The organism is Sphingobium sp. CFD-2, from assembly GCF_024611135.1.
Classification (GTDB): Bacteria; Pseudomonadota; Alphaproteobacteria; order Sphingomonadales; family Sphingomonadaceae; genus Sphingobium; species Sphingobium fuliginis.
The window spans coordinates 391704-415654 of sequence record NZ_CP084405.1 but is presented as its reverse complement, the minus strand read 5'-3'; the positions used below and the strand labels follow the sequence as shown (position 1 = coordinate 415654).

The window sequence follows — 23951 nt, the reverse complement described above, 5'->3', positions numbered from 1 at the left end:
AGGTCCCCATGCGCAAAGCCCTCCGCCCAGCCTCCCTCCTCGCCGCCATCCTCCCGGCGCTGCTCTCCACCTCACCCGCGCTGGCGATGGAGGCGAGCTTTCACACCTATGACGGCTTTGCAGAGACGGTGGACGCTTTCCGTCTTGTCTCGATGATCTTCGCCGATCCGCGCTACGAGACGTTGGTGGTGATTATAGCCGTCGTCGGCCTCGCGCTGGGGTCAGTGCTCGCCATGATCCGTGGCACTGGGATGGGTCTTGTCGCCTTCGGCCTTCAGATGCTGGTGGCGATCGGCCTCTTTGTCGGCCTCGTAGCGACGACCGGGACGGTCCATGTCTATGACCGTGTCCGCAACGCCTATCAGCCGGTCGGCGACGTTCCCAATCTCATCGTGCTTGTGGCCGGCGTCACCAATATGATGGAGCGTGCGCTTGCCGAGACGATCGACGACAATACGCTCGATCCCCATGCCAAGCTTGAGTTCGGAGCCGGGGGGCATGCCTTCGACCTCTTCCTCAATGCCGTCTCCCCGCGTGGTCCGATGACGGACGCCTTTCTCGATGCGACGATCAAGGATTACGTCCGCCAATGCTATCCGGTTGCCCGCGTATCGCCCGCTTATGGGATCGATGACGATCAGCTCTTCCGGACCAGCACTGATCTTCCCGCCGCTTTCGCCGCGATGGCCGGTCCTGCGACCTTCAGCACCGTCTTCACCGCATCCGACAAGGGCGGCACCACGGTCAGCTGCGACGAAGCCTGGCAGCATATCTCCGAACGCCTGTCCGATGCCTCCCTGTTCGAAAGCTATTCCACCCAGGTCTGCCAGCGGACGGGCTACGACATCGACAAGACGGACCAGCTTGCCCGCTGCCGGTCGAACCTTGCCGAGATGGGCGACATGATGCTGGGAACGCCGCTCACCGCCCAGGCATTCCTCACCAATGTCCTCCTCGGCAACAGCGTGGGCGACGTGCTGTTCGAGGACAGCCCGGCAACCGCCTCCAGGGTCATGGCCAATCGGGCGATGATCTCGAGCGGCCTCGCCACCATGTCCACGGCGAATGAATGGTTCCCCACCATAAGAGCGACCGTCTTCGGGATCATGCTCTTCATGATGCCGATCGCGCTTCTGTTCATCCTGACGCCCATCAACCTCAGGGTCGCGAGCTTTGCGCTGGGCTTGTTCGTGTTCGTGGCGCTTTGGGGCGTGATCGACGCGGGCATCTATCAGCTGACCCTTGGCCGGGCGATGGCGGCGCTTGCGGAGATGCGGTCAAACCATCTGGCGGCGAACGCATGGATGCTTGCCCCTTCCTCGGCGATGAAGGCCCTCGCCATTTTCGGCAGCTTCCGCACCGCCGCCGCCGGGCTCGCGGGCGCCTTCGTCTTCACCGTATTCCGCTTCTCGGGTAATGTCTTCTCGGCCTTCACCAGCGGTTCGCTGGGCGCGCAGGCGCAAGGATCGGCGGCGGCAGCCAATGTATCAACCTCCGAAGGCTATGCCTCAGCCCTGGAAGCGCAGGCCTCCGCCATGGGCACTGGAGCTCGTCGCGCAGCAGCCTCTGGGTTCGGCGACTTTGGTGAACGCTCGACCTTCGGCGCCAATCGCGCCTTTGGCGCGGCTGGCGCCATCGGAGCCGCGCATGGCGACGGCAGCCCGGGCGGTGCCGCCATGGCCCTTGGCGGCATTGACGCGGCACGCGAACTGGGCGGCCTCGCACCCGCGCTTACAGGCCGGGATCTCAGCGATCCTGCCACGGCGAGCGCCGTGCGAGCCGCAGCGGCGACCGGCGCAATCCACAATTTCGCCGAGAAGGATGCCTTGAGAAAGCTTGGCACCGGCTATTTCGGTGCCGGGGAAGCGGGCGAAAAGGCATTTGCCGGCTTCACCCAAAATCTCGTCCAGTGGCGGGCCTTCGGCGACACCCGCGCCTACGGCATGATGATGCAGGGGGCGACTCGCCATTTCGAACGGGCCGGCTATTCGGCTCAGGACGCTGAACTCAAGGCCAGCGGCGTAATCGCAGAGGCCAGCGCCGATCCGACCTTCGCGAAGCTCATCGCCAACAGCTTTGAGCAGGAACAAATGCTGCGCAATGACCTGACGTCGGCGCAGGTCCAGGTCGGCGCGATGGAGGGCCGCCGCGACTATGCGGGCAACCGGGTGGCATCGATTGAGCGAGGCAATGTCGCGACCGAGCAGGCCCATCGTACCGGCGGGAATGAGGGGCAGCGCCAGGCGGCTGCCATGCTCGGACTTCCTGTCGATGAAATGAGCCGCCGCATCTCCTTCATCAACGCCCTCTCCGGCGAAGCGCGGTCCTCCGCCATCACTCAACTCTCCCGCGCAACGGGTCGCAATGAGGCCCAGGTTGCTCGGGCGCTGGAAACGTACAGGGCGTCCACTGATGTTGGAACTGCCGACGGCGCCACCGCCGAGGCGGCACGCGAAGGCACCAGCGTTTATGGCCGCACAAGAGAGGCGGCCGGCTATGATTTTGCGGAACGGTCCGGCAGGCTCGATGCCCAGCGTGAGGTCGGTCATGACGGAACGCGCAGCGCTGCTCGGATCGGTGAGCAACGGCGCCAGTCGGAGAATTTCGGATTCGCGGAGGGCGCAACGGCTGCCGGCGTGTCGACGCGCGAGGCCGCGCGCCTCGACAGTTTCATTCGGACACTGAGCGACACGTCGGGGAATCAGGTCGATATGGCCGAGGGAGGTGCAGAAGGGATCGCCGATCGCGCGCGCAACGCCCGCCTGACTAGCATCGTGGACAAGGAGCGCCTCACCCGGATGCAGTCCCTCCTCCGTGCGAACGGAATCGAAATGAGCAAGCGCCAGATCGCCATGGACCAGAATGGTGACTTCAGCCTCAATCTGACCCCGGCGACCGCCGCCCAGATGTGGCAGGTGGGCCTCCTGAACGAGAGCCAGCTTGGCGCCGTTGCCAATGGCGGGCATGCCCGCTTCAGCCTTGCCCAAAACGATCTCCTCGTCTCCAGCAGCGCGGGCTTCGAGAAATCCGCACGGAACGACACCAGCACGCGGTTTGAGGCCGGCAAACAAGCAGGCCCCGACACGATCGAGCATTTCATGGGCGGCGGAGCGGAAGGCCGTGCGGCCATGGCGAACTGGCTGCGGGGCGGGTTCGAAATGGATCGCAAGGGCAACTGGCGATTGAAACCGCAGGTCGCAGATACCCTGCAACGGGACGTCCAGGCGGTCATGGCCCAGACTGGCTGGGAGCGAAACATCTCGCGATCCGCCCAGGACCAAACGGCCTTCGGTATTGCGGTAAAAGGCGAGATCGGTGGCGGAGCTATGAGCGGCTCAAGCGATGGGACAACTGCTAAACTGGGGCGCGCAATCTCTGGCCGAAGTGGAGGCTCGATAGGTGCTTCATCGCAGGAGAGCAGTATCACGAGCGAGACGGCGAACTCTCAACTTAACGTGGTGAACTACGATGTGCGCCAAGCAATAGCGAATGCCGAGAGGGCAGCGTCGAGATCAATGAATCCAGCAGAGGGGTTTGCTGATCATCTTTCGACCGAGATTCTCGGCGAACAAGGTCTCCGCAATCGCTATCTCGGAGACGCAGATAGCAGGCGTGGAACTGCCGACGTAACTGCTCCCCTGAATTCAATCGAGCAGGCTTCGATCCTCAAAAGCGGCGGCTTTACCAACGACCTCGACAAAGGTCCGACGGATGGCGATCCTTCGTTCAAGACGCGCGATTGATATAACCTGCGTTCAACGGATTGAGGGTATTACCGACCCATAGCGCACCAGAACGCGCATCGAGCGGATCGAATTCGCATGGCATGCCCGAAGGACCAAAACGGTCTGACATGAAACATGAGTCGTCGAAGGCCTGCGATTGCTCACCGCTCTGAGGAATGGCCTCAAGCCATTTCCGTAAAAAGCCGAAGCCAAGGATCAGCGACACGAGCGGCGGGAAGAAAAAGACCGTCAGGAATCCGGCAAGCGCTGAATCGTAGAATTGGGCCAAAAATGAAAAGCGCAAGCTCCCCGCCATTCCCAACCAATAGATCGGGACGGCCGCCCACCAGAGCTTGGCATAGCGCGGGCGCCAGACGAAGTCGCCGATGTTGGGAGCATCGCCGCCGCCCTGCGCCTCATACATATGATCCACATCAGGCATGATCTTCTTTCCTGATCAACAGCTTATCAACTCAGCTGCATCAAGGAAATGCGATTCTCCACCAAATCCACTTCTCAATCAGCCGCGCCGATGACAAACCCCTTCCCTTCTCACGCCAGGTTTCGGGATCGGGATAAGACATCAAATGGCCCTCGTGGCCACGGCCGACACGTTCAGGGAGTTGAGCGCCGGGACAAGCCCTGCAATCCGTACCAGATCCAAAACTGAACAAGCCGGCTCGAGTTTGGCAACCGCACGATCATAGATGGCGACGCATTCGGCGTTGGTGATGCGGGACATATAGACGATTCCGTCAAAATCGGTCGTGTCGTAGAGTTGCTGGCTGAACTTGCGCCCGGCCTGCTGCGCCCGTCCGCGTACTGCGTCGGTTGGCACACCGAGGCGGCTCGCGCCGGCGGTGCGAAAATCGAGCAGCTTGAGCGGTTTGATCGCGACCAAGCTGGCTATCACCAACGCATCAATATCCGCCTCGAGTAACACGCGCTTCGTCTTCCCTTGAAATCGATCGCGGATGACCTTTTCAGCAAGCGCGGTGGGGAGGTCCTGCGCGGTAGAGGACGGTGAAGCTGTCGGTCGGGCTGGAGAAGCGGGACTTCCCATGGCCCATGCCGATCGGCGTGGCGCGATGACGCGCCTCGATGATGCGCAGATAGCCGGTTACGTCGATGCCGACGGCCAGCTCCCGCAATATTGCGGCATCGAAGCTCACGGATATTCGAAGACCGTCCGCGCCGCTTCCACGACCTCATCGCGGCGATCCTGCTTAAGCAGGTCGACCGGCCGCTTGTTACCGAGCAGAGGGCTTTGCTGGACCAGCCACAGCCAGGCGCGGCGCGGATTGCCAACCACCTTGAGTATATCGGCAATGCCCTCGGCGGGTCGGCCATCAACGAACTGCTCAAGCGGGAAGGCGTGCTTGCGCGCGCCTGTGAGGAGCGCCACGACCTGTCCGCGCTTCCGCCATTCATGGAGCGTCGAGCGGGCAATGCCACGATCCTGGAGCGCGCTCGATCCGGCAACTGGCCCGGCCCATTCCTCAAGGGGAATTTGCGTCGCATAGGCGGACAGCCGGCGGCGTCCTTCCTCGATATCGATCAATTCACCAAAGCCGGCACCCTTGCGTGGTTCGATCTCAGCGGGCTCGGCAATCTCGATTTTCGCTGCGGGGGCAGCGTCGCGCGCGAAAGCCGCGATCATGTCGGCGACATCGTTGCTCTTAGCTTTCAACCGCTTCTGCTGTGCGGGCGGCAATGCGACGATCGCGGCCGCCACGGCGGCAACGATCTGCGCGGTATTGGCGGCAGCAGTCTTGGCAAGGCCGGGCTGGCGGGAAAGCACTTCGCTGACCTCGCTCGCCACCAGCCGGCGAACACCGGCGCGGGCATCGGCACTGTGCAGCTGGATCGCCATGTTCATCGCTCCTTCCAAACCGGATATAGCGACGATCATCCGATTTGTCCAGAATGTCCGATTTGTCCAACCGGCGCTCCGTGGGTTACATATCGGATGTCGGTGTTCCATCATTCGTGAACTGGTTCCATCAATACATACTGGCGTTGGCAGATCTCAGGTATCGGATTGGGCATCGTGGTTATGGTCGGTTGCCCCCTGCCCATGACGCACCGTCAATGCCAGACAATGTCGTGACAACGCATCGGCGCTATGCTATGGCGGTTACCATTGGAGGTATGAATCATGGCAGCGACAACCATTCGATCTGAAAAGCTGGACCTGCGCCTGACCGCAGAAGCCAAGCGCACGCTCCATGCCGCCGCCAAGGCCACGCATCGCTCGGTGAGCGAGTTCGTCCTTGAGAGCGCACTGTCCCGTGCGCAGGAAGCCTTGCCTGACAGGCAGCATTTCGGACTAGGCGCGGAGCGCTGGCAAGCCTTTCTTGATGCGCTCGACACTCCATCCCGTCCGTTGCCGCGACTGAAGCGCCTGTTCGAAACACAAAGCGTGTTCGAGCAAGGGCCGTCTTCATAACATCATGACGCTTCACATTGACAAGTTGGGCCGCGATCATCGGGTCGATTCCTTTGATTGCGGCAAGGAACCCCTCAATCGATTTCTCGTGCGTTTCGCCTGGCAGGCGCAGCTCTCGGGCAGTTCACAAACCTATCTCGCCCTCGCGAATGAGGTGGTCGTTGGATACTACACGTTGGTGTTTGGCGACGTCACCTTTGACGACGCACCGGAACGGCTTCGCAAGGGAATGGCGCGCCACCCGGTCCCCTTGATGATCCTGGCAAGGTTGGCGGTATCGTCGGATTGGATCGGAAAAGGCATCGGCTCTGGCCTTCTCAAGGATGCCATGATCCGCACGCTTGCGGCCGCTGATATTGCTGGCCTTCGCGCCTTCGCTGTCCACGCCAAGGATGATGACGCACGTTCCTTCTACCAGCATTTCGATTTCATCGAATCGCCGAGCGATCCGATGCACCTCTTCCTACTCTTGAAGGATGTGCGTCTGCTGTTGAACGCCGGACCATGATCGCATTCGATCCCGAAGCATATATCAACTCCGTTCATGTTGATGGCACATTCGCGGAGCAATCCACAGAGATGGAACAAACACGACGGATTTAATCTATTGTTCTGAAATGATCCCCTCGTCGCACCAATTCACGAAAGAGGGAACACTGACATCGGAAGGAATACCTGAAGCCGGCTGGTTCATTACCACACTGAGCAAGAATCACCGACGGGTGACCCACGGTCTTCACCACGAAAGCACATGGATATGAGTTTCGCGTGTTACAGGAATGTCACAGAAATCCCTGAACGTCAGAAATTTCAACTGACGGAAATTAGGTGGAAAATTAGGTGGAAGCTGAATTCCACCAAAATTTCCCAATGAAATCAAAGGGAAATGGTGGAGCCGAGGGGGATCGAACCCCTGACCTCGTCATTGCGAACGACGCGCTCTCCCAGCTGAGCTACGGCCCCGTAAAGGAGCGCTGCCTATAAGCGAGCGATTGCGCCCATGCAACGGTCTTTTTGCGCAAAATGCGACGGCCGCGAACAGGCCCGGAACCGCGCAGCGCAGCCGCTCTGTCGGGGCCAAGGCGGAACATTACTCCTGCGTAACGCCCGGAACGATGCGGCCGCATGCTCATTGGTGCGGTGACGACGCTTCCGAAAGGACGTCGTGCAAAAAGCAGACAAGGAGACGGACAATGGGTTACCAAGGCGGACGTCGCTATGGTGACGGCGATCGTAACTGGACGGACTGGGACCGCGATTCCGACCGTTACCGTGCGCGGCGCGACTGGCGGGACGACCGCAGCTATCGATATGGCACGCGCGGCCAGTTCGGCGGATCGGGATCGGGATATGGCGGATCGGGCAACCGGCGCCCGCCCGAAGATTATGATCCGGAAGAACGGGGCTTCTTCGACCGCGCGGGCGACGAAATCCGGAGCTGGTTCGGTGACGAAGAGGCGGAGCGTCGCCGCGAATATGACGATTATTACAACCGGCCCTATGGCGATCCGCGGGACCAGAGCAGCCGGATCGGCTATGCCTCTGCCTCCAATTCGGCGCGTTACCTGCCCAATCGCGGCTATGCGCCCTTTGCCGGCGAACGCAGCGGCTTCGGCAGCGAGGATCATGGCTATCGGGTGCGCGCCTATGGCCCCAACCATGATTATGGCGAGCATCACGACGCCAATTACTATGCCTGGCGTCAGCAACGGATCGACGAGCTGGACCGCGACTATGCCGAATATCAGCGGGAGAATCGCGAACGCTTCAACAATGAGTTCGGCAGTTGGCGGAACCGCCGCGGCGAGCAGCGCCAGGCGGTCCAGCAGGTCCGCGAGCATATGGAAGTCGTCGGCAGCGACGGCGAGCATGTCGGCACGGTCGACAAGCTGCGCGGCGACCGCATCATCCTGACCAAGAGCGATCAGGAATCCGGCGGCGTGCATCATTCGATCCCGTCATCCTGGATCAGGTCGGTGGACGCGCAGAAGGTGACGCTGGAAAAGACGGCGGAACAGGCGCAGACCGCATGGCGCACCGAGCGGGAGCAGCAGGCCCTGTTCGGATCGCAGGACGACGATGCGAGCGACAGGTTCAGCGGCGCAAGCGGCTCGACCTCCGAAAAGGGCCGTTACCGGTAAAAAATGGGAGGGCCCGGCCGCGGGCCGGGCCCCTTCTTCATTCGGCGGCGGCCAGCACCCGCTGCGCCTGGACCAGATGCGGACGGTCGATCATCTTGCCGTCCAGTTTCAGCACCCCTGCACCCGGATTAGCGGCGAAGGCCTCGATCACCGCCCTCGCCCGGGCGATTTCGGTCTCGCTGGGGGTAAAGCCATCATTGATGGCGGCGACCTGTACCGGATGGATCGCCATCATGCCGGTGAAGCCATCGCGACGCGCCCTTCCTACATAGGCCTTGAGATCGTCCATCGCCTCAATCCGGGGGAAGACCGTGTCGATGGCTGGCACGCCTGCTGCATGGGCGGCGAACAGCGTGAGGCTGCGCGCCAGTTCGAAGGGCGCGGTGTAGCGGCCGTCCTCCTCGCGGGAGGTCGACGCGCCCACCGAGGCGGGCAGATCCTCCGCCCCCCAGGTCAGGCCAGCGAGCTTTTCGCGAACCTGCCGGAACGTGCCCAGTTCGAAGATGGCAGTGGGCGTTTCGGTCGCGATGGGCAGGATCGGCGGCACATTCGCGCCGTCCGCCAGGGCGATCAGCGCCTGAATGCTGGGGGCGCCTTCCGCCTTGGGCAGCATGATCCCGTCCGGCGCAGCGGGCAGCACGGCGGCCAGATCGGCGCGGGTGTGATCGCCGTCCAGCGGGTTCACCCGGACGAAGGCCACGCAGTCGCGGGGCGAGGCCAGCCATTCCGCAATCGCTTCCCGCCCAAGGGCCTTGCGTTCCGGGGCGACCGAATCCTCCAGGTCCAGGATGATGGCGTCGGCGCCGCTGGCCGCCGCCTTGGCGAAGCGTTCGGGGCGGTCGGCGGGTACGAAAAGCAGCGAACGGAGCTTCATGCGGGCCTCTTCTTCAGCAGCGCCATGCGCAGGCATTGGCAGACGATTTCGTCCCGCTGGTTATAGAGCCGATGGGTGAATGTCACGATCCCCGCTTCGGGGCGGGAACGGCTTTCCTTGAGGTCCGTCACTTCGCTGTCCGCCCGCATCGTGTCACCGATGAAGACGGGCTTGGGCATGACGAGCTTGTCATAGCCCAGATTGGCGACCAGCGTGCCCAGCGTCGTGTCGCCCACCGACAGCCCCACCATCAGCGCGAAGGTGAAGGTGCCGTTGACGAGGATATGGCCGAACTCCGAGGCTTTCGCGGCCTCAGCGTCCAGATGCAGCGGCTGGGGGTTGTGGGTCATGGTCGAGAAGAGGAGATTGTCGGTTTCCGTCACCGTGCGGCGGATGTCATGGGTCATCCGGTCGCCAATCCGCCATTCGTCATAATAGCGGCCCGCCATCAGCCCTCCTCCCGCTCAACCAGCACCAGCAGCGCGCCTTCGCTGACCTGGCCGCCTTCGGACGCGTCCAGTTCCGCCACTACGCCGTCGAAGGGCGCCGTCAGGCTATGCTCCATCTTCATCGCCTCCAGCGTGACCAGCTTCTGGCCCTTGGCGACCTTGTCGCCCTGCGCCACGGCGACGGCGATGATGCGGCCCGGCATGGGGGAGAGGATCGCGCCGTCGGATGCGGCGGCGCCGCCTGCCTTGACGGGCGGGGTCTGGCTGAAGAACCAGCTTTGCCCGGCTTCGGTGACGATGATCGTGCCGTCGCGCTCCATGTCGGAGCAGAGACCGGTGCGCAGGTCGTCCGATTGCGCTTCCACTACGACATGGCGGCTGTCCACGAACAGGTCGACCTTCGTCTTCGACTGTCCGTTGAGGCGGAAACCGAACAAGCCGTCGCGAAAGGACCGATCGTCCCAATCGCTCCGGGCGAGCCAGTCGCTGCGGAATCGCTCACCCGCCGCCGCAAGGACTCGGTCCGAGGGGCCATCGATCCTTGTCAGCGCCTCTCCCTGCCGCTCGATCAGGCCGGTGTCGAGGCGACCCTCGGCAAAATCGGCCATGGAAAGGCAAGCGTGCAAAAACGGCTTGTTGGTGTGCAGCGGCCCGACAAAACTGCTGTCGAGCCAGCGGATCAGGCCGCCCCGCGCTTCCTCCCGATCCTCGCCATGGCAGATGACCTTGGCGATCATCGGGTCGTAGAAGGAACTGACGGTATCGCCTTCCTCCACGCCCGTTTCCACGCGGGCGCGGTTGTCGAACAGCAGCCGGTCGATCTTGCCGGGGCTGGGCAGGAAGCCTTTGGCAGGATCTTCGGCATAGAGCCGCGCCTCGATGGCGTGGCCGTTGATCGACAGCTCCTCCTGCTTTTTCGGCAGCGGTTCGCCGCTCGCCACGCGGAGTTGCCATTCGACCAGATCGACGCCGGTGATCTCTTCCGTCACGGGATGCTCGACCTGGAGGCGCGTGTTCATCTCCATGAACCAGATGCGGTCGGCGCGCAGGCCTTCGCTGGCGTCGGCGATGAACTCGATCGTGCCCGCGCCGACATAGTCCACCGCCTGCGCTGCCCGCACCGCCGCGCCGCAAATGGCTTCGCGGGTGGCCGCGTCCATGCCGGGTGCGGGGGCTTCCTCGATCACCTTCTGGTGGCGGCGCTGGAGCGAGCAGTCGCGTTCGAACAGGTGCACGACCTGGCCGTGGCTGTCCCCGAACACCTGCACTTCGATATGGCGGGGCGAGAGGATATATTTCTCGATCAGCACCTGGTCGTTGCCGAAGGAGGACGCCGCCTCCCGCTGGCAGGAAAGCAGCGCGTCGGCAAAATCCGCCGCGGCTTCGACGCGCCGCATGCCCTTGCCGCCGCCGCCCGCGACCGCCTTGATAAGCACGGGATAGCCGATGGCGTCGGCTTCGGCTTGCAGGCGCTCTGCGCTCTGGTCCTCGCCCAGATGGCCGGGGGTGACGGGCACGCCCGCGTCGGCCATCAGCGTCTTGGCGGCGTCCTTCAGGCCCATGGCGGTGATGCTGGAGGGATTGGGACCGACCCAGATGAGGCCTGCGTCGATGACGGCCTGCGCGAAGGCGGCGTTTTCCGAGAGGAAGCCGTAGCCGGGGTGGATCGCTTCGGCCCCAGTCGCCTGGGCGGCGGCAATGATGCGGTCACCGATCAGATAGGATTCGCGCGCCGGGGATGGACCGATATGCACGGCTTCATCGGCTTCGCGGACGTGGAGCGCTTTCGCATCGGCGTCGGAATAAACCGCAACGGTGCGGATGCCGAGACGCCGGGCGGTGCGGATGATGCGGCAGGCGATCTCGCCGCGATTGGCTATGAGCAGGGATTGGATCATGAGAGACTCCCAAATACCTCCCCAATATGGGGAGGGGGACCGGCCGCAGGCTGGTGGAGGGGCTGGCGCGCAACACAGGCGGCTGTGATCGCCTTGACGACATTGTCCGGATTCTGGAGGACATCGCGGGCGGGAATGCGGAGGGTGTGAAAGCCCAGCCGTTCCAGATGAGCGTCTCTATTCTGATCCAGCCCCGGCTGATCTCCGCGTGAATGGATTTCCCCATCCACCTCGATGACTAATCGCGCCGACAGACAGGCGAAATCCAAGCTGTAACGATTGATAGGATACTGGCGGCGGAATTTGAAACCGCCCGGCCGCATCTTCAATGCACGCCATAAAATGACTTCCGGCAGATTGCCGCTGCGGCGTTCCTTGCGTGCCGTGCGGATGGCTTCAGTCGTTGCCGAGAACACCCCTCCACCAGCCTTTGGCTGGTCCCCCTCCCCGTTCCGGGGAGGTACTTCGTCCCCTCCCCTCACATGCGGAACACCCCGAAGCGGGGCGCCTCCTCGACCGGGGCGTTGAGCGTGGCGGCGAAGGCCAGGCCCAGCACGTCGCGGGTCTGGGCGGGGTCGATCACGCCATCGTCCCACAGACGCGCCGTGGCGTGATAGGGGTTGCCCTCATCCTCATATTTCTGGCGGATCGGGGCCTTGAAGGCTTCGGCTTCTTCCGGCGTCCATCTGGCGGCGTCGCGGTGGACGGTCGCCAGCACGCTCGCCGCCTGCTCGCCGCCCATCACGGAGATGCGGCTGTTGGGCCAGGTGAAGAGGAAGCGAGGACTGTAGGCCCGGCCGCACATGCCGTAATTGCCCGCGCCGAAGCTGCCGCCGATCAGCACGGTGATCTTGGGCACGCTGGCGGTCGCGACCGCGGTCACCAGCTTCGCGCCATGCTTGGCGATCCCCTCCGCCTCATATTTGCCGCCGACCATGAAGCCGGAGATATTCTGAAGGAACAGCAGCGGAATGCGCCGCTGACAGGCCAGTTCGATGAAATGCGCGCCCTTCTGCGCGCTCTCGCTGAACAGCACGCCATTGTTCGCGAGGATCGCGACCGGCATGCCCCAGATATGGGCGAAACCGCAGACGAGCGTGGTGCCGTAGAGCGATTTGAACTCGTGAAATTCGCTGCCGTCGACGATGCGGGCGATCACTTCGCGCACGTCATAGGGGGCGCGGACGTCCTGGGGGATGATGCCGTACAGTTCCGCCGGGTCATATTTCGGCGCTTTCGGCTCGCGCAGGTTGAGGTCGATTTCCGGCGCCGGTTGCAGCGTCGAAACGATGTCCCGCACGATGGTCAGCGCATGCTCGTCATTCTCCGCGACATGATCGACCACGCCGGAGCGGCGGCCATGCACTTCCGCGCCGCCCAGGTCTTCGGCGGAAATGACCTCGCCCGTCGCGGCCTGCACCAGCGGCGGCCCGGCGAGGAAGATCGTGCCCTGGTTGCGCACGATCACCGTCTCGTCCGACATGGCGGGCACATAGGCGCCGCCCGCCGTGCAGCTTCCCATGACGCAGGCGATCTGCGGGATGCCCCGCGCCGACATCTGCGCCTGATTGTAGAAGATGCGCCCGAAATGCTCGCGGTCGGGAAAGACCTCAGCCTGATTGGGCAGGTTCGCGCCGCCGCTGTCGACCAGATAGACGCAGGGGAGCCGATTCTCCATTGCGATCTCCTGCGCGCGGAGATGCTTCTTCACGGTCAGCGGATAATAGGTGCCGCCCTTAACCGTGGCGTCGTTGCAGGCGATCATCACCTGCCGTCCCGACACCCGGCCGATCCCTGCGATAATGCCCGCACCGGGCACCTCGCCATGATACATGTCATTGGCGGTGAGCTGGCCGATCTCCAGAAACGGACTGCCCGGATCGAGCAGCCGCTCCACTCGGTCGCGGGGCAGCAGCTTGCCGCGCGCCACATGCTTGGCCCGCGCCGCTTCGCTGCCGCCGAGCGCGGCCTGCGCGACCTTCGCGTGCAATTCGTCGCGCAGCGCCCGGTTATGCGCCGCGTTGGCGCGGAAAGCATCACTCTCCGCCGAGAGCTTCGTGTCGAGAACAGGCGCACTCATGCTCTTGCGCTCCGCTGCCCTGCGGTTGCATATCCGGGGTCATCCATGCCTACCATCCTGCTCCTCACCATATCCAACCTGTTCATGACCACCGCCTGGTATTGGCACCTGAAAGGCGGGATGAATAAGCCCCTTTTCGCGGTCATCCTGATCAGTTGGGGCATCGCCTTCGTCGAATATTGCTTCGCCGTGCCCGCCAACCGCATCGGCTTTGCCCATGGGTGGAGCGCGGGCCAGCTCAAGATCGCGCAGGAGGCCATTGCGCTGCTGATCTTCGGCGGATTCATGGTGACGGTGCTGGGCGAGCCGCTGCACTGGCGCCATCTGGCCGCTTTCCTCTGCATCATGGCGGCGGTGGGCTTCCTGTTCGTGGGGCGGTCATGAGAGAGTTGCCCGCTCTTGCGGAGGCAGGAGCCCAGTTCGGACGGCAGGGGCACATTCACACGCCGATCAGTTCGCGGCCGATCAGCATGCGGCGGATTTCGTTCGTTCCCGCGCCGATGTCCAGCAGCTTGGCGTCGCGCATGTAGCGCTCGACCGGCCAATCCTTCGTATAGCCCGCGCCGCCCAGCGCCTGCACCGCCTCCAGCGACACCTTCATCGCATTCTCGCTGGCCAGCAGGATCGCGCCCGCCGCGTCGAAGCGGGTTGTCCTGCCCCGGTCGCAGGCCTGCGCCACGGCATAGACATAGGCCCGCGCCGAATTGAGCGCGACATACATGTCCGCGACCTTGGCCTGCATGAGCTGGAACGCGCCGATGGGCTGGCCGAACTGCTTGCGCTCCCGCACATAGGGCAGCACCACGTCGAGACAGGCCTGCATGATGCCGAGCTGGATGCCCGACAGCACCGCCCGCTCATAGTCGAGGCCCGACATCAGCACGCCGACGCCGCCGTTGAGCGGGCCCATGATGTTTTCCTCCGGCACTTCGCAATCGTCGAAGACCAGTTCAGCGGTGGGCGATCCGCGCATGCCCACCTTGTCGATCTTCTGCCCGATGGAGAAGCCCTTGAAATCCTTCTCGATCAGGAAGGCGGTGATGCCGCGCGACCCTTCGCCGGTCTTGGCATAGACGACAAGCGTGTCGGCATAAGTGGCGTTGGTGATCCAGAATTTGGTGCCGTTGAGGACATAGCGGTCGCCGCGCTTCTCCGCGCGCAGCTTCATCGAGACGACGTCCGACCCTGCTCCCGCCTCCGACATGGCGAGCGATCCGACATGCTCGCCGGAGATCAGCTTGGGCAGATAGCGCGCCTTCTGCTCCGGCGTGGCCCAGCGGCGGATCTGGTTGACGCAGAGATTGGAGTGCGCGCCATAGCTGAGGCCTATGGAGGCGGAAGCCCGCGCCACTTCCTCCTGTGCAACCACATGCTCCAGATAGCCGAGGCCAAGGCCGCCATCGGCTTCCTCCACGGTGACGCCGTGCAGGCCCAGCGCGCCCATTTCCGGCCACAGGTCGCGCGGGAACCAATCCCTGGCGTCGATTTCCGCGGCCAGAGGCGCGATGCGGTCGGCGGCGAAACGGGCGGTCGTCTCGCGGATCATCTCCGCATTTTCACCCAGCGCGAAGTCGAAATCAGTCATGGCAAGCTCTCCTTGCCGCGCATCCTATCGTTCAACAACCGCCAAGAAAAATTGAAACGGCGCAGGATAGTGTATAGTTTCTGTCTATGATCGAACGCTATTTGCTCCGCTATTTCCTGGCTGTTGTGGACCATGGCAATTTCTCCCGCGCGGCCGCGCACTGCCTGGTGTCGCAGCCGACTTTGTCCGTGGGCATCTCCAAGCTGGAACAGACGGTGGGCGCTCCGCTTTTCCTGCGCAGCAACCAGCGGGTCGAACTGACCGAAGCCGGAGCCCGCCTGCTGACCCATGCCCGGCGGATCGAGCGCGAATTCAACCTGGCGGAACTGGCGGGGGCAAAGGCGGAGCAGGCCCCGGTGCTGCGCATCGGCGTGCTGCTGAGCATAGCAGGCGAGCTGGTCGCCCGCGCCGTTGCGGACCGCGCCATGGCCAAGGAAGGCAGGATCGAGATCATCCCCGGCAGCGAGCGGGAATTGCTGGGGCGCCTGGACGCGGAGCGGATCGACGTGGCGCTCACCCTGATCAGGCCGGGCGCGGACCGCTTCCTGACGCAATCGGTTATAGAGGAAGGCTATGGCATCGCCATGGCCGCCGGCCATCCGCTGGCCGGGAGAGCCGTGGTGGCTGCCGAAGAACTCGCCTCCGAAACGATGATCGTGCGCCGCCATTGCGAGGCGCTCTCCGCCACCAGCCGCTATTTCGTCGATCGCGGCGTCCGCCCGCATTTCGCCTTGCGCTCGACCAATGACGAGCGCGTGATGCAGATGGTCGCGGCGGGGCTGGGCATAACGGTCATGCCCGAAAGCTACCGCTGGCCGGGCATGGCGCGGGTCGCGCTCAAGGATTTCGGTGAGCGGAGGAATGTCGGACTTCTCTATGGCGCGCGAGCGGCGGGGCTGCGGGAAGCGCCGATGCTCAGGGCGCTGGAGGCGTCCTTGGGGGCGGAAGGCCTCCGTATCTAGGGCAGCAGATGATTCCATCTGCTTGGAAAAACGCTTGTCTTATGACATTGCGGTCCGTTTGGGTCATGCTGGATTGCCCGGGCCGGGGTGGCCACCCCGGCCCGGGCGGAAGGGGACGGATCGTGAAAGCGCCGGTCGTTGTGGGACCGGGTTAGAGTAGGATCGCCCCTTTCTTTTCGTGTCGGCCCGAACGGATACCGGGGTTTTGGACCCGGATGACAAGCATGGGACAGCGGAAAAGATGAGCGACAATCTACCACAGACGATCGGCATCGACATCTCCAAAGCGAGCCTCGATTGCTATGCTCACCCCATCGGCGTCGAGCGCCAGTTCACCAACACGGCCAAGGGCCACAAGGCACTGATCGCCTGGCTGCGACAATGGCCGGTCGAGCGGATCGCCTATGAGGCAACGGGCACCTATCATCGGGCGCTGGAGGCGGCTCTGGCCGACTGGCCCTGCGTGAAGCTCAACCCGGAGCGCGCCCGGCGCTTCGCCCAGGCGACTGGCATTCTGGCCAAGACCGATCGCATCGATGCCATGTTGCTGGCCCGTATGGCGGCCACCTTGCAGCCGCCGGTCAGACCCGCTCGAAGCGCACAGCAGGCGCAGATAGCGGAGCTCATCAATGCCCGAGACGGCCTCGTGCGCGATCGCACCGCGCTCAAGAATCGCGAGAAGAACCTCACCATCGCCTTCCTCAAGCGCCAGTGCCGGCAGCGGCTCGAGCAGATCGAACGGCATATCGAGGCGCTCGATACCGAGATCACCAACCTGATCGCCGCCGATGCCGCGCTCGCCCGCCGGCATGAGATCCTCACCAGCATCGCCGGCGTCGGAACGCTGACCGCCAACCAGCTCATCGCCACCATGCCCGAACTCGGCAGCCTCGAGAACAAGCAGGCCGCATCCCTCGCCGGTCTCGCCCCCGTCGCTCGACAGTCCGGACAATGGAAAGGCAAGAGCTTCATCCGCGGCGGACGCGCCAACGTGCGGCAGGCTCTCTATATGCCGGCCCTCGTCGCCGCCCGGTACAATCCCGATCTCAAGGCAAAATATCAGCAGCTCGTTACTGCCGGCAAGCCCGCCAAGATCGCCATCACCGCCGTCATGCGAAAGCTCGTCGTCACCGCGAACGCCATGCTCAAAGCCGATCGATGCTGGACGCAATCTCCAGCTTGATCATCACGGATACTCTAACCGGCGCGCGTCACCCGGCCGAACAATATCTGATAGACGTCATCGCCGCCGTCCTCTTCGAAGGCCGCCATGACGCGGCGCAGGTCGCGGGGAGGAAGCGGCTTTCTCCCCTCGCTCGGCACCACGGCGCCGATGCCCTTGAGATGGGCGATCAAACCCTTTGCGCCGCCGCATGGCAGGGCATATTCCTCATCGAAGGCGAAGGCGTCCTCATAGGGCGCCAGCATGGACCGCAATGCGGGCAGCGAAGGATAGTCGGGAATGCCCGGCCTCAATCCGGCGGCCTGATGCGCCGAACGCCAGCGGGCGAAGCTGCCCTGCCCCATGGTCGAGAAAAGCAGGCTGCCCCCCGGGCGCAGCAATCCCGCCAACCGTGCGATCGCGCTTTCCAGATCGTCGAACCATTGAAAGGCCAGGCTGGAAAGAATGAGGTCGAACCATTCGCCCTCGAAGATCGGCGCTTCCCCATCCATCGCCAGGAAAGTGCCCGCAACCAGTCCGCCCGTGGCGGCGCGGGCCAGCATGTCCGGCGACAGATCCGTCACCACCAGTTCGGCGCCCGGCCAGCGCGCCTGGATGTCGCGTGTCAGAAAGCCCGTGCCGCAGCCGATCTCCAATATCCGGCCGACCCCGCCGGGCCTCTGCCGCTGCGCAAGATCGGCCACCAGCGCGGCGGCCAGCCGCTGCGGCCCGGCATGATCGTCATAATGCCCCGCAGCCGCGCCGAAAGCGTCGCTTATTCGTTGCTTGCGGTGGCCGTTCATGGCTAGTCGCATTGACAGAGCCGCACTCTCTTTTCCAGTCTTTCAAGGACCGCGCCGACCGATGACCGCCCTTTCCGCCCGGATTCCCGCCATGGACGTTCTGCGCGGCTGCGCGGTCATGGGAATCCTCTGGATGAACATCGCGGCCTTCGCCCTGCCCGAACAGGCCTATTTCAACCCCGCGGCGGCGGGGCCGCTGTCGACAGGAGACATCGCCTTCTGGACCGTCAGCTTCCTGTTGGTGGACGGCAAGATGCGGGCGCTGTTCTCCATGCTGTTCGGCGCGTCGATGCTGCTGCTGATCGACCGGGAGGAAATGGCCGGACGCGACGGACGGCGGGCGCAGATGATCCGGGCCGGCTGGCTGTTCGTCTTCGGCCTTGCCCATTACCTGCTGCTGTGGTGGGGCGACATATTGATGATCTATGCGCTGGTCGGGCTGGCGGCGCTGCCATTCGCGCGCAGGGAGCCGCTGGCGCTCGTCAAATGGGCCTTTTTCTTCTTCCTGGCGCATTTCCTGATCTGTGCAGGCTTCATCGGCACGCTCTATGCCTGGGGCCATGCCGCCGCCGCACCCGATGCTCCCGGCCATGTCAGTGCGGGTTTCGCCGATTTCGTCGCTTCGCTTTCCGATCCGGACCACGCGGCCATCAGCAGCGAATATAGGGTCTATCGCGGCGGCTATGGCGGCGTCCTCCTCCATCATGTCGCCCTGTTCGGCGGACAGTGGCTCACGACCCTGCCATTCGTCGCATTCGATACGCTGGGGTTCATGCTGCTGGGCATGGCGATGTTGAAGGGCGGTTTCCTCACCGGCCGTTGGGAGGCGGAGCAATATTGGCGGACGGCGCGGCACTGCTTCCTGATCGGGCTGATTCCGATGGCGGCGCTGGCGGCGTGGATCGTTTCCAGCCGGTTCGCTCCGCTCACGGCATTGGGATCGGTATTGGCCTGGTCCTTCCCCTTCCGCATCCCGCTTGCTGTCGGGTGGGCGGCCCTGGTCCTGTGGCTGTTCACACGCCACCCTGCCGCATCGTTGACCGGGCGCATCGCGGCCGTCGGCCGACTGGCGCTCAGCAACTATCTGGGCAGCAGCCTCATCATGTGCGGGATCTTCTATGGCTGGGGACTGGGACTGTTCGGCCAGGTTCCGCACCATAGGCTGCCGCTGTTCGTGATCGCGGCATGGGCGACGATGCTGATCTGGTCACCCCTCTGGCAACGCCGATTCGCCCTTGGCCCGGCGGAGTGGCTGTGGCGCAGCCTTGCCCGCGGCCAAACGCAAAAGATTCGCAACAGCGCCTGAATTCCTATTGCGACCTATTATCATCTGCGCTATCTCCCCCTCAGGAGATTTGCATGGTTGTCTGTGTCTGCAATGCCATCCGTGAAAAGGACCTGAAAGAGGTCGCCCGTGAAGGTTGCGCAACCACTTGCAGCGCCTATGCGCGCCTTGGCCGGCGGCCGAAATGCGGCCAGTGCGTGCCCTTCGCCCGCACGATCATCGCGGCGGAGCGCGCCTCCATTTGAAGCCATTGCGAAGCAAGCGCATCGGATTGACGCGAACCTGACGCAATAGCGTAGCAGAAAATGGCGGATTTCCGCGGCTTTGCGGATTAACAAACGCAAGCCGAACGCTTATGATCCCGGCACTTTCCCCTACAGCCGGAGAAGAACGCCATGAAGGGCGACGCCAAGGTTATCGAATATCTGAACGAGGTGCTCAAGAACGAGTTGACCGCGATCAATCAATATTTCCTCCACTATCGCATGCTGAATCATTGGGGCATCGAGAAGCTGGCCAAGTTCGAATATGAAGAATCCATCGATGAGATGAAGCATGCGGACAAGCTGGCGGAGCGCATTCTGTTCCTTGACGGCCTGCCCAACTTCCAGTTGCTCGGCCGGCTGAAGATTGGGGAAACGGTGGAAGAAATCCTGAAAGCCGACCTCGAGTTGGAATATGAAGCCCTGCCGGTGCTGAAGGACGCCATCGCCTATTGCGAATCGATCCGTGACTATGTGAGCCGGGACCTGTTCCAGCATATCCTCGAAAGCGAGGAAGAGCATGTCGACACGCTGGAAACCCAGTTCGAGATGATCGAGCGCATGGGCATCCAGAACTATATCCAGCTGCAGAGCAAGGCTGCGGAAGAATAAGGGATCACGGGCGGGCGGGCCTATCCGGCATGCCTGCCCCGCCACTGACGCTTCGGATCAGCGGTGGGAATGACATTGTGCTCATGCGAAGACGGGAGCAGGCGTCATTCAGCCCATTTAAATCAGCGAATCGAGCAAACCGATCAGCGGCAGGTCGGCCGGCGGCATCTCCAGCGCATACATTTGCGCCGGCCTGACCCATTGCAGCGCGGTCGCATGACGCGCTTCCGCTATTCCTTGCCACTTGCGGCAGACATAGAGCAGCAGCAGCAGATGGCGGTCGCCCAGCGGCTCGCTCGCGAAGGTCGCGGGCGCCAGGCAGCTCGCATGGGTGCGAATGCCCAATTCCTCCTCCAGTTCCCGGATCAGCGCGGTTTCAGGCGCTTCCCCCGGCTCGACCTTGCCACCGGGAAACTCCCAGAGATGCGCCATCGGCTTGCCTGGCGGCCGCTGCTGCAACAGCACGCGGCCATCCGCGTCGACCAGGGCGGCGGCGACCACCAGCAGAGGAGAAATTATCGTCATAATGGTTCCGCTTGAGGGGTTTGTTAACTCTGCCCCTTTTACAAGGGCATCCGGGGCTGTGTGTAAATGGGGTGCGGCATGCGGGCATTATTCAAAAATTTCAGCTTCTGGAAGCTGATCTACTGCCAGCGCGGAGCGACGGCGGTGGAATATGGGTTGATCCTCGCCCTCATCTGCCTGGCCATAGTCAGTGCCCTGTCCAACGTCGCCAACAAGACCATCGGCATGTGGAACAATGTCGCGACGGAAGTCCTAGCGCATTAACCATTTATGTCTGACACCTGCTGCGCTCCATTAAATCTTTATCAACCCGCACTCTCTACACCGTCCCAAGCTGACCTTCATTCCAAGCGGGGGGCGGCCGGGTAGTTAAACGTGAAATTTGACGCAAGGAGACTTCCAATGCAGTTCATCCGCAAGATGATGAAGAATGAAAAGGGTGCGACCGCCATTGAATATGGCCTGATCGCCGCGCTCATCGCCGTCGCCGCCATCGGCGCCATGACCAGCCTGGGCGGCAAGCTCGGCAACACCTTCAACAATGTTTCGGGCAACCTGAAGTAAGCTCGAACCACATTGACGAAAAAAGGGCGACGGAAGCAATTCCGTCGCCCTTTTCATTGCACCCAGCTTCACCAGGTCACGATCTTGACCCGCTGCCCGGGACGCAGCACGCTATTCGCCGTCAGGGCGTTGATCGTCAGGAACCGGTCCAGCGGATAATCCGTATAGGCCATGCGCCTGGCCAGGGACTGGACGGTGTCGCCAGCCTTTACAGTCACGACATCGACCCGGCGAGGCTTGATCGCCGCCGCGTCCTGGGCCGAAAGACGTTGTACCGACTGCACCATGGTGGAAAAGGGACCGATCCCCTGCCCCGCCGCCGTCAGCAGCAGGAAATGATAGGCTTTCCCGCCGCCGAAATCATAAGCGAAAACCGTCGCATCCACCTGGCTGGACTGGGTGCTGGCGCGAACGGTGCGCCAGGCTGCGGGCAGGCCGTTGACGGTGGTGCGCCGCACCTCTCCGGCCCGAACGCCGCCATTGCCGCCGCCCAGCTTCGCGAACACTGAGTCGATATAGGCGGACAGATCGCCCGAATAGGGAGCGGCGCTGAACTGCGCCTGGCCGCCCGACCCCACGACGCTGACGGCGCTCGCGCCATTTTCCATGCCGAAGCCCGATGGCGCGGTGAAGCTGACCCGCAAATCGGGATGGCGGAAGCGGCTGCCCTCGATCACGCCCTGTTTCGGATCGTCGCCATAGAGAACGCCGTTGAGGGCGTTCAGGAACGCGTCCCGGTTGCGGACCGTGCTGGTCGAGCCGCTGCCGGCTGCATTGCGTGACGCGCGGCCAACGCGCGAGGCGGGGTCGGGATGGGTGCTTGCCCATTCCGGCACCGAACGGGAGCTGCCGGCGACCCGGGCATCCAGGCTGCTCTGCGCCGCGAGCGAGGCCAGCATGGATGACAGGGCCTTGGGATCGTAACCGCCCGACGCAAGATAGCGGATACCCAGATCGTCCGCCTCATATTCCTGGCTGCGCGAGAATTTGAGCGTCAGCAACTGGCTGCCTTGTCCGATCCCCTTCTGCAACATGCCGGTGAGCGCCGAATCGCCCAGCAGAGCGCCCGTCAGCACCTGCAACAGGGTGCCGCCAATGGCGTTGCGCTGCGCCGCCTGCTGCCGCCTCTGGCCATGCTGCGCCGCGACATGGCCGATCTCATGACCGAGTACGCCGGCCAGCTCCGCCTCGTCGTTCATCAGCGCCATGAGCTGGCGCGTCACATAGACATAGCCGCCGGGAATGGCGAAGGCGTTGTTTACCGGCGAATTGAGCAGGGTGACGGTGAAATCCCCCTGGGCATTGGACAGGCCGGACTGGACCGCGATGCGTCGACCCACGCCCTCCACATATTTCGCCTGCGGCCCGGCATAGGCGCCGCCAAATTCGTTGAGAAGCTGGGGATGCTGCTTGGCGCCCGCTTCCTTTTCCTGCGGACTGATCGACGAAACCGTACGAATCGCCCGCTGCTGGCCGTCTGCGGACGGCGCGGCTGCCAGGACGATCAGGCCCAGCCCGGCGAGAGCCAGAGATGATGTTCGTTTCACGGCGCCTCCTGCTACCCCTGTTACCTTCGCGTAACGAGCAATAGCAGGCGGATGTTCCCCGAAACAGAGGATCGCGCGGTCAGACGCCTATCGCCAGAAACTTGTCGGCGCGATCGGTACGCAGCGCATCGCCGCCAAGACCCGAGAGCGAATCCAGTTCCTCCCCGATCGCCGCGCCCAGATTGGCGATGGCCTGCACCGGCTCGCGATGGGCGCCGCCGACCGGCTCCGGCACGATCCGGTCGATGACGCCAAGCGCCTTCAGATGCTGCGCCGTCACTTGCATGGCGGTCGCGGCGTCGCTCGCCTTTTCCGCCGTGCGCCAGAGGATGGAGGCGCAACCTTCGGGAGAGATCACCGAATAGACGGCATGTTCGAACATCAGCACGCGATTGGCCGCCGCCAGCGCCACCGCACCGCCGGAGCCGCCCTCACCCACCACGGCGGCCACCATCGGCACGCCCAGCGCCAGGCATTGTTCCGTCGAACGGGCGATCGCCTCCGCCTGACCGCGCTCCTCCGCCTGCACGCCGGGGAAAGCGCCCGACGTATCGACCAGCGTCACCACCGGCAGGCCGAAACGGTCGGCCAGCTGCATCAGGCGGATCGCCTTGCGGTAGCCCTCCGGCTTGGCCATGCCGAAATTATGGCGGACGCGGCTTGCGGTATCGTCCCCCTTCTCATGGCCGATCACCACCACGCGCCGCTCGCCCAGCGTGGCGAAACCGCCGATGATCGCCTGATCGTCGGCAAAGGCGCGGTCGCCGGCCAGGGGCATGAAATTGTCGAACATGCCCGCGACATAATCCTTGAAATGCGGACGGTCGGGATGGCGGGCGACCTGCGTCTTCTGCCAGGGCGACAGCTTCGCATAGGTGTCGACCAGCATTTTGGAGGCGCGCTGCTCCAGCTTGTCGATCTCGCCGCTGATGTCGATGTCGCCCGCATTGGCGGTCGCGCGCAATTCGATGATGCGCGCTTCCAGTTCGGCAATCGGCTTTTCGAATTCGAGAAAACTAACCATGGC

General features: G+C 63.4%; 26 protein-coding genes and 1 tRNA gene. 12 read left to right on the top strand and 15 right to left on the bottom strand.

All coding sequences use genetic code 11. The features are described from left to right. Positions 1–8 precede the first annotated feature (8 nt). Positions 9–3743 (top strand): conjugal transfer protein TraG N-terminal domain-containing protein, encoded by a 3735-nt coding sequence (locus LDB29_RS01960; RefSeq protein WP_257555883.1) that lies wholly within the window; start codon positions 9–11, stop codon positions 3741–3743. On the opposite strand, the gene LDB29_RS01955 is transcribed toward LDB29_RS01960, so the two are convergent. From LDB29_RS01955 to LDB29_RS01940, 4 genes are all read right to left on the bottom strand, one after another. Next, positions 3727–4167 carry a hypothetical protein gene (locus tag LDB29_RS01955; RefSeq protein ID WP_257555882.1) on the bottom strand — a complete coding sequence of 147 codons (441 nt, stop codon included), beginning with the start codon at positions 4165–4167 and terminating at the stop codon, positions 3727–3729. The two genes, LDB29_RS01960 and LDB29_RS01955, sit on opposite strands and share 17 nt — an antisense overlap. Before the next feature lie 141 nt (positions 4168–4308). Continuing rightward, positions 4309–4788, bottom strand: coding sequence for an RES family NAD+ phosphorylase (locus LDB29_RS01950; RefSeq protein WP_257555880.1), 480 nt, complete (start codon positions 4786–4788; stop codon positions 4309–4311). Then, positions 4709–4897 (bottom strand): hypothetical protein, encoded by a 189-nt coding sequence (locus LDB29_RS01945; protein WP_257555878.1) that lies wholly within the window; start codon positions 4895–4897, stop codon positions 4709–4711. Before LDB29_RS01945 ends, LDB29_RS01950 begins: the two co-directional genes overlap by 80 nt. After that, a complete protein-coding gene (locus LDB29_RS01940; protein WP_257555876.1) occupies positions 4894–5712 on the bottom strand; it encodes a hypothetical protein in 819 nt (272 codons plus the stop codon). Before LDB29_RS01940 ends, LDB29_RS01945 begins: the two co-directional genes overlap by 4 nt. Positions 5713–5883: 171 nt before the next feature. Between LDB29_RS01940 and LDB29_RS01935 the strand changes: the two genes are divergently transcribed. Both LDB29_RS01935 and LDB29_RS01930 read left to right on the top strand, forming a co-directional pair. Continuing rightward, positions 5884–6174 carry a DUF1778 domain-containing protein gene (locus LDB29_RS01935; RefSeq protein WP_257555872.1) on the top strand — a complete coding sequence of 97 codons (291 nt, stop codon included), beginning with the start codon at positions 5884–5886 and terminating at the stop codon, positions 6172–6174. Between the two features lie 4 nt (positions 6175–6178). Then, complete coding sequence (locus LDB29_RS01930; protein WP_257555870.1) at positions 6179–6682, top strand: GNAT family N-acetyltransferase; 504 nt, start codon at positions 6179–6181, stop codon at positions 6680–6682. 379 nt (positions 6683–7061) lie between these two features. Here the strand turns inward: LDB29_RS01930 and LDB29_RS01925 are convergent. Continuing rightward, positions 7062–7137: transfer RNA gene (locus LDB29_RS01925), tRNA-Ala, on the bottom strand. Between the two features lie 230 nt (positions 7138–7367). On the opposite strand from LDB29_RS01925, the gene LDB29_RS01920 reads away from it, so the two are divergent. Next, on the top strand, positions 7368–8315 hold the full coding sequence (locus LDB29_RS01920) for a DUF2171 domain-containing protein (protein ID WP_025549286.1): 948 nt from the start codon (positions 7368–7370) through the stop codon (positions 8313–8315). A 37-nt stretch (positions 8316–8352) separates the two neighbouring features. On the opposite strand, the gene LDB29_RS01915 is transcribed toward LDB29_RS01920, so the two are convergent. From LDB29_RS01915 to LDB29_RS01895, 5 genes are all read right to left on the bottom strand, one after another. Beyond that, positions 8353–9189: a CoA ester lyase gene (locus LDB29_RS01915; protein ID WP_025549287.1), complete on the bottom strand. Its 837-nt coding sequence runs from the start codon at positions 9187–9189 to the stop codon at positions 8353–8355. Then, positions 9186–9638 carry a MaoC family dehydratase gene (locus tag LDB29_RS01910; RefSeq protein ID WP_025549288.1) on the bottom strand — a complete coding sequence of 151 codons (453 nt, stop codon included), beginning with the start codon at positions 9636–9638 and terminating at the stop codon, positions 9186–9188. Before LDB29_RS01910 ends, LDB29_RS01915 begins: the two co-directional genes overlap by 4 nt. Beyond that, on the bottom strand, positions 9638–11536 hold the full coding sequence (locus LDB29_RS01905; RefSeq protein ID WP_025549289.1) for an acetyl/propionyl/methylcrotonyl-CoA carboxylase subunit alpha: 1899 nt from the start codon (positions 11534–11536) through the stop codon (positions 9638–9640). The genes LDB29_RS01910 and LDB29_RS01905 overlap by 1 nt, the downstream gene beginning before the upstream one ends. Further along, a complete protein-coding gene (locus LDB29_RS01900; protein WP_193666737.1) occupies positions 11533–11952 on the bottom strand; it encodes an endonuclease domain-containing protein in 420 nt (139 codons plus the stop codon). Before LDB29_RS01900 ends, LDB29_RS01905 begins: the two co-directional genes overlap by 4 nt. 62 nt (positions 11953–12014) lie before the next feature. Further along, entirely contained in the window at positions 12015–13616 is a 1602-nt protein-coding gene (locus LDB29_RS01895; protein ID WP_025549292.1) for a carboxyl transferase domain-containing protein, read from the bottom strand. 45 nt (positions 13617–13661) lie between these two features. On the opposite strand from LDB29_RS01895, the gene LDB29_RS01890 reads away from it, so the two are divergent. Further along, a complete protein-coding gene (locus LDB29_RS01890) occupies positions 13662–14000 on the top strand; it encodes a DMT family protein (RefSeq protein ID WP_025549293.1) in 339 nt (112 codons plus the stop codon). A 55-nt stretch (positions 14001–14055) separates the two neighbouring features. On the opposite strand, the gene LDB29_RS01885 is transcribed toward LDB29_RS01890, so the two are convergent. Further along, the gene (locus LDB29_RS01885) at positions 14056–15201 is read right to left on the bottom strand and encodes an isovaleryl-CoA dehydrogenase (RefSeq protein ID WP_025549294.1); all 1146 of its coding nucleotides are present in this window, start codon (positions 15199–15201) and stop codon (positions 14056–14058) included. Positions 15202–15287: 86 nt separating this feature from the next. On the opposite strand from LDB29_RS01885, the gene LDB29_RS01880 reads away from it, so the two are divergent. Together LDB29_RS01880 and LDB29_RS01875 are read left to right on the top strand one after the other, a co-directional pair. Beyond that, on the top strand, positions 15288–16163 hold the full coding sequence (locus LDB29_RS01880) for a LysR family transcriptional regulator (RefSeq protein WP_025549295.1): 876 nt from the start codon (positions 15288–15290) through the stop codon (positions 16161–16163). A 241-nt stretch (positions 16164–16404) separates the two neighbouring features. After that, positions 16405–17346, top strand: a complete 942-nt coding sequence (locus tag LDB29_RS01875; protein WP_193666736.1) for an IS110 family transposase — start codon at positions 16405–16407, stop codon at positions 17344–17346. 14 nt (positions 17347–17360) lie between these two features. Here the strand turns inward: LDB29_RS01875 and LDB29_RS01870 are convergent, their stop codons facing one another. Next, a complete protein-coding gene (locus tag LDB29_RS01870) occupies positions 17361–18128 on the bottom strand; it encodes a methyltransferase domain-containing protein (protein ID WP_025547886.1) in 768 nt (255 codons plus the stop codon). Between the two features lie 61 nt (positions 18129–18189). On the opposite strand from LDB29_RS01870, the gene LDB29_RS01865 reads away from it, so the two are divergent. From LDB29_RS01865 to bfr, 3 genes are all read left to right on the top strand, one after another. Next, the gene (locus tag LDB29_RS01865) at positions 18190–19434 is read left to right on the top strand and encodes a DUF418 domain-containing protein (RefSeq protein ID WP_025547884.1); all 1245 of its coding nucleotides are present in this window, start codon (positions 18190–18192) and stop codon (positions 19432–19434) included. A gap of 53 nt (positions 19435–19487) precedes the next feature. Then, positions 19488–19658: a bacterioferritin-associated ferredoxin gene (locus tag LDB29_RS01860; protein WP_257555864.1), complete on the top strand. Its 171-nt coding sequence runs from the start codon at positions 19488–19490 to the stop codon at positions 19656–19658. Positions 19659–19808: 150 nt separating this feature from the next. Then, complete coding sequence (gene bfr, locus LDB29_RS01855) at positions 19809–20288, top strand: bacterioferritin (RefSeq protein ID WP_025547881.1); 480 nt, start codon at positions 19809–19811, stop codon at positions 20286–20288. Between the two features lie 117 nt (positions 20289–20405). Here bfr and LDB29_RS01850 read toward each other — a convergent pair whose 3' ends face one another. Next, positions 20406–20813: a (deoxy)nucleoside triphosphate pyrophosphohydrolase gene (locus LDB29_RS01850; protein WP_025547880.1), complete on the bottom strand. Its 408-nt coding sequence runs from the start codon at positions 20811–20813 to the stop codon at positions 20406–20408. A 78-nt stretch (positions 20814–20891) separates the two neighbouring features. On the opposite strand from LDB29_RS01850, the gene LDB29_RS01845 reads away from it, so the two are divergent. Both LDB29_RS01845 and LDB29_RS01840 read left to right on the top strand, forming a co-directional pair. Next, positions 20892–21077: a Flp family type IVb pilin gene (locus LDB29_RS01845; RefSeq protein WP_007682781.1), complete on the top strand. Its 186-nt coding sequence runs from the start codon at positions 20892–20894 to the stop codon at positions 21075–21077. Positions 21078–21215: 138 nt separating this feature from the next. After that, positions 21216–21377 carry a Flp family type IVb pilin gene (locus LDB29_RS01840; protein WP_020821044.1) on the top strand — a complete coding sequence of 54 codons (162 nt, stop codon included), beginning with the start codon at positions 21216–21218 and terminating at the stop codon, positions 21375–21377. Positions 21378–21445: 68 nt separating this feature from the next. On the opposite strand, the gene LDB29_RS01835 is transcribed toward LDB29_RS01840, so the two are convergent. After that, the gene (locus tag LDB29_RS01835) at positions 21446–22924 is read right to left on the bottom strand and encodes a M48 family metalloprotease (RefSeq protein ID WP_257555857.1); all 1479 of its coding nucleotides are present in this window, start codon (positions 22922–22924) and stop codon (positions 21446–21448) included. 79 nt (positions 22925–23003) lie between these two features. After that, positions 23004–23948, bottom strand: a complete 945-nt coding sequence (locus LDB29_RS01830; RefSeq protein ID WP_025547878.1) for an acetyl-CoA carboxylase carboxyltransferase subunit alpha — start codon at positions 23946–23948, stop codon at positions 23004–23006. Positions 23949–23951: the final 3 nt, after the last annotated feature.

Coding starts and splice junctions, on each gene's coding strand:
- LDB29_RS01890 (WP_025549293.1), top strand. CDS start 13,662: ATGCCTACCATCCTGCTCCTCACCATATCCAACCTGTTCATGACCACC.
- bfr (WP_025547881.1), top strand. CDS start 19,809: ATGAAGGGCGACGCCAAGGTTATCGAATATCTGAACGAGGTGCTCAAG.
- LDB29_RS01960 (WP_257555883.1), top strand. CDS start 9: ATGCGCAAAGCCCTCCGCCCAGCCTCCCTCCTCGCCGCCATCCTCCCG.
- LDB29_RS01865 (WP_025547884.1), top strand. CDS start 18,190: ATGACCGCCCTTTCCGCCCGGATTCCCGCCATGGACGTTCTGCGCGGC.
- LDB29_RS01895 (WP_025549292.1), bottom strand. CDS start 13,616: ATGAGTGCGCCTGTTCTCGACACGAAGCTCTCGGCGGAGAGTGATGCT.
- LDB29_RS01955 (WP_257555882.1), bottom strand. CDS start 4,167: ATGCCTGATGTGGATCATATGTATGAGGCGCAGGGCGGCGGCGATGCT.
- LDB29_RS01920 (WP_025549286.1), top strand. CDS start 7,368: ATGGGTTACCAAGGCGGACGTCGCTATGGTGACGGCGATCGTAACTGG.
- LDB29_RS01870 (WP_025547886.1), bottom strand. CDS start 18,128: ATGAACGGCCACCGCAAGCAACGAATAAGCGACGCTTTCGGCGCGGCT.
- LDB29_RS01940 (WP_257555876.1), bottom strand. CDS start 5,712: ATGATGGAACACCGACATCCGATATGTAACCCACGGAGCGCCGGTTGG.
- LDB29_RS01840 (WP_020821044.1), top strand. CDS start 21,216: ATGCAGTTCATCCGCAAGATGATGAAGAATGAAAAGGGTGCGACCGCC.
- LDB29_RS01860 (WP_257555864.1), top strand. CDS start 19,488: ATGGTTGTCTGTGTCTGCAATGCCATCCGTGAAAAGGACCTGAAAGAG.
- LDB29_RS01930 (WP_257555870.1), top strand. CDS start 6,179: ATGACGCTTCACATTGACAAGTTGGGCCGCGATCATCGGGTCGATTCC.
- LDB29_RS01935 (WP_257555872.1), top strand. CDS start 5,884: ATGGCAGCGACAACCATTCGATCTGAAAAGCTGGACCTGCGCCTGACC.
- LDB29_RS01845 (WP_007682781.1), top strand. CDS start 20,892: ATGCGGGCATTATTCAAAAATTTCAGCTTCTGGAAGCTGATCTACTGC.
- LDB29_RS01850 (WP_025547880.1), bottom strand. CDS start 20,813: ATGACGATAATTTCTCCTCTGCTGGTGGTCGCCGCCGCCCTGGTCGAC.
- LDB29_RS01830 (WP_025547878.1), bottom strand. CDS start 23,948: ATGGTTAGTTTTCTCGAATTCGAAAAGCCGATTGCCGAACTGGAAGCG.
- LDB29_RS01915 (WP_025549287.1), bottom strand. CDS start 9,189: ATGAAGCTCCGTTCGCTGCTTTTCGTACCCGCCGACCGCCCCGAACGC.
- LDB29_RS01905 (WP_025549289.1), bottom strand. CDS start 11,536: ATGATCCAATCCCTGCTCATAGCCAATCGCGGCGAGATCGCCTGCCGC.
- LDB29_RS01950 (WP_257555880.1), bottom strand. CDS start 4,788: ATGGGAAGTCCCGCTTCTCCAGCCCGACCGACAGCTTCACCGTCCTCT.
- LDB29_RS01885 (WP_025549294.1), bottom strand. CDS start 15,201: ATGACTGATTTCGACTTCGCGCTGGGTGAAAATGCGGAGATGATCCGC.
- LDB29_RS01880 (WP_025549295.1), top strand. CDS start 15,288: ATGATCGAACGCTATTTGCTCCGCTATTTCCTGGCTGTTGTGGACCAT.
- LDB29_RS01910 (WP_025549288.1), bottom strand. CDS start 9,638: ATGGCGGGCCGCTATTATGACGAATGGCGGATTGGCGACCGGATGACC.
- LDB29_RS01875 (WP_193666736.1), top strand. CDS start 16,405: ATGAGCGACAATCTACCACAGACGATCGGCATCGACATCTCCAAAGCG.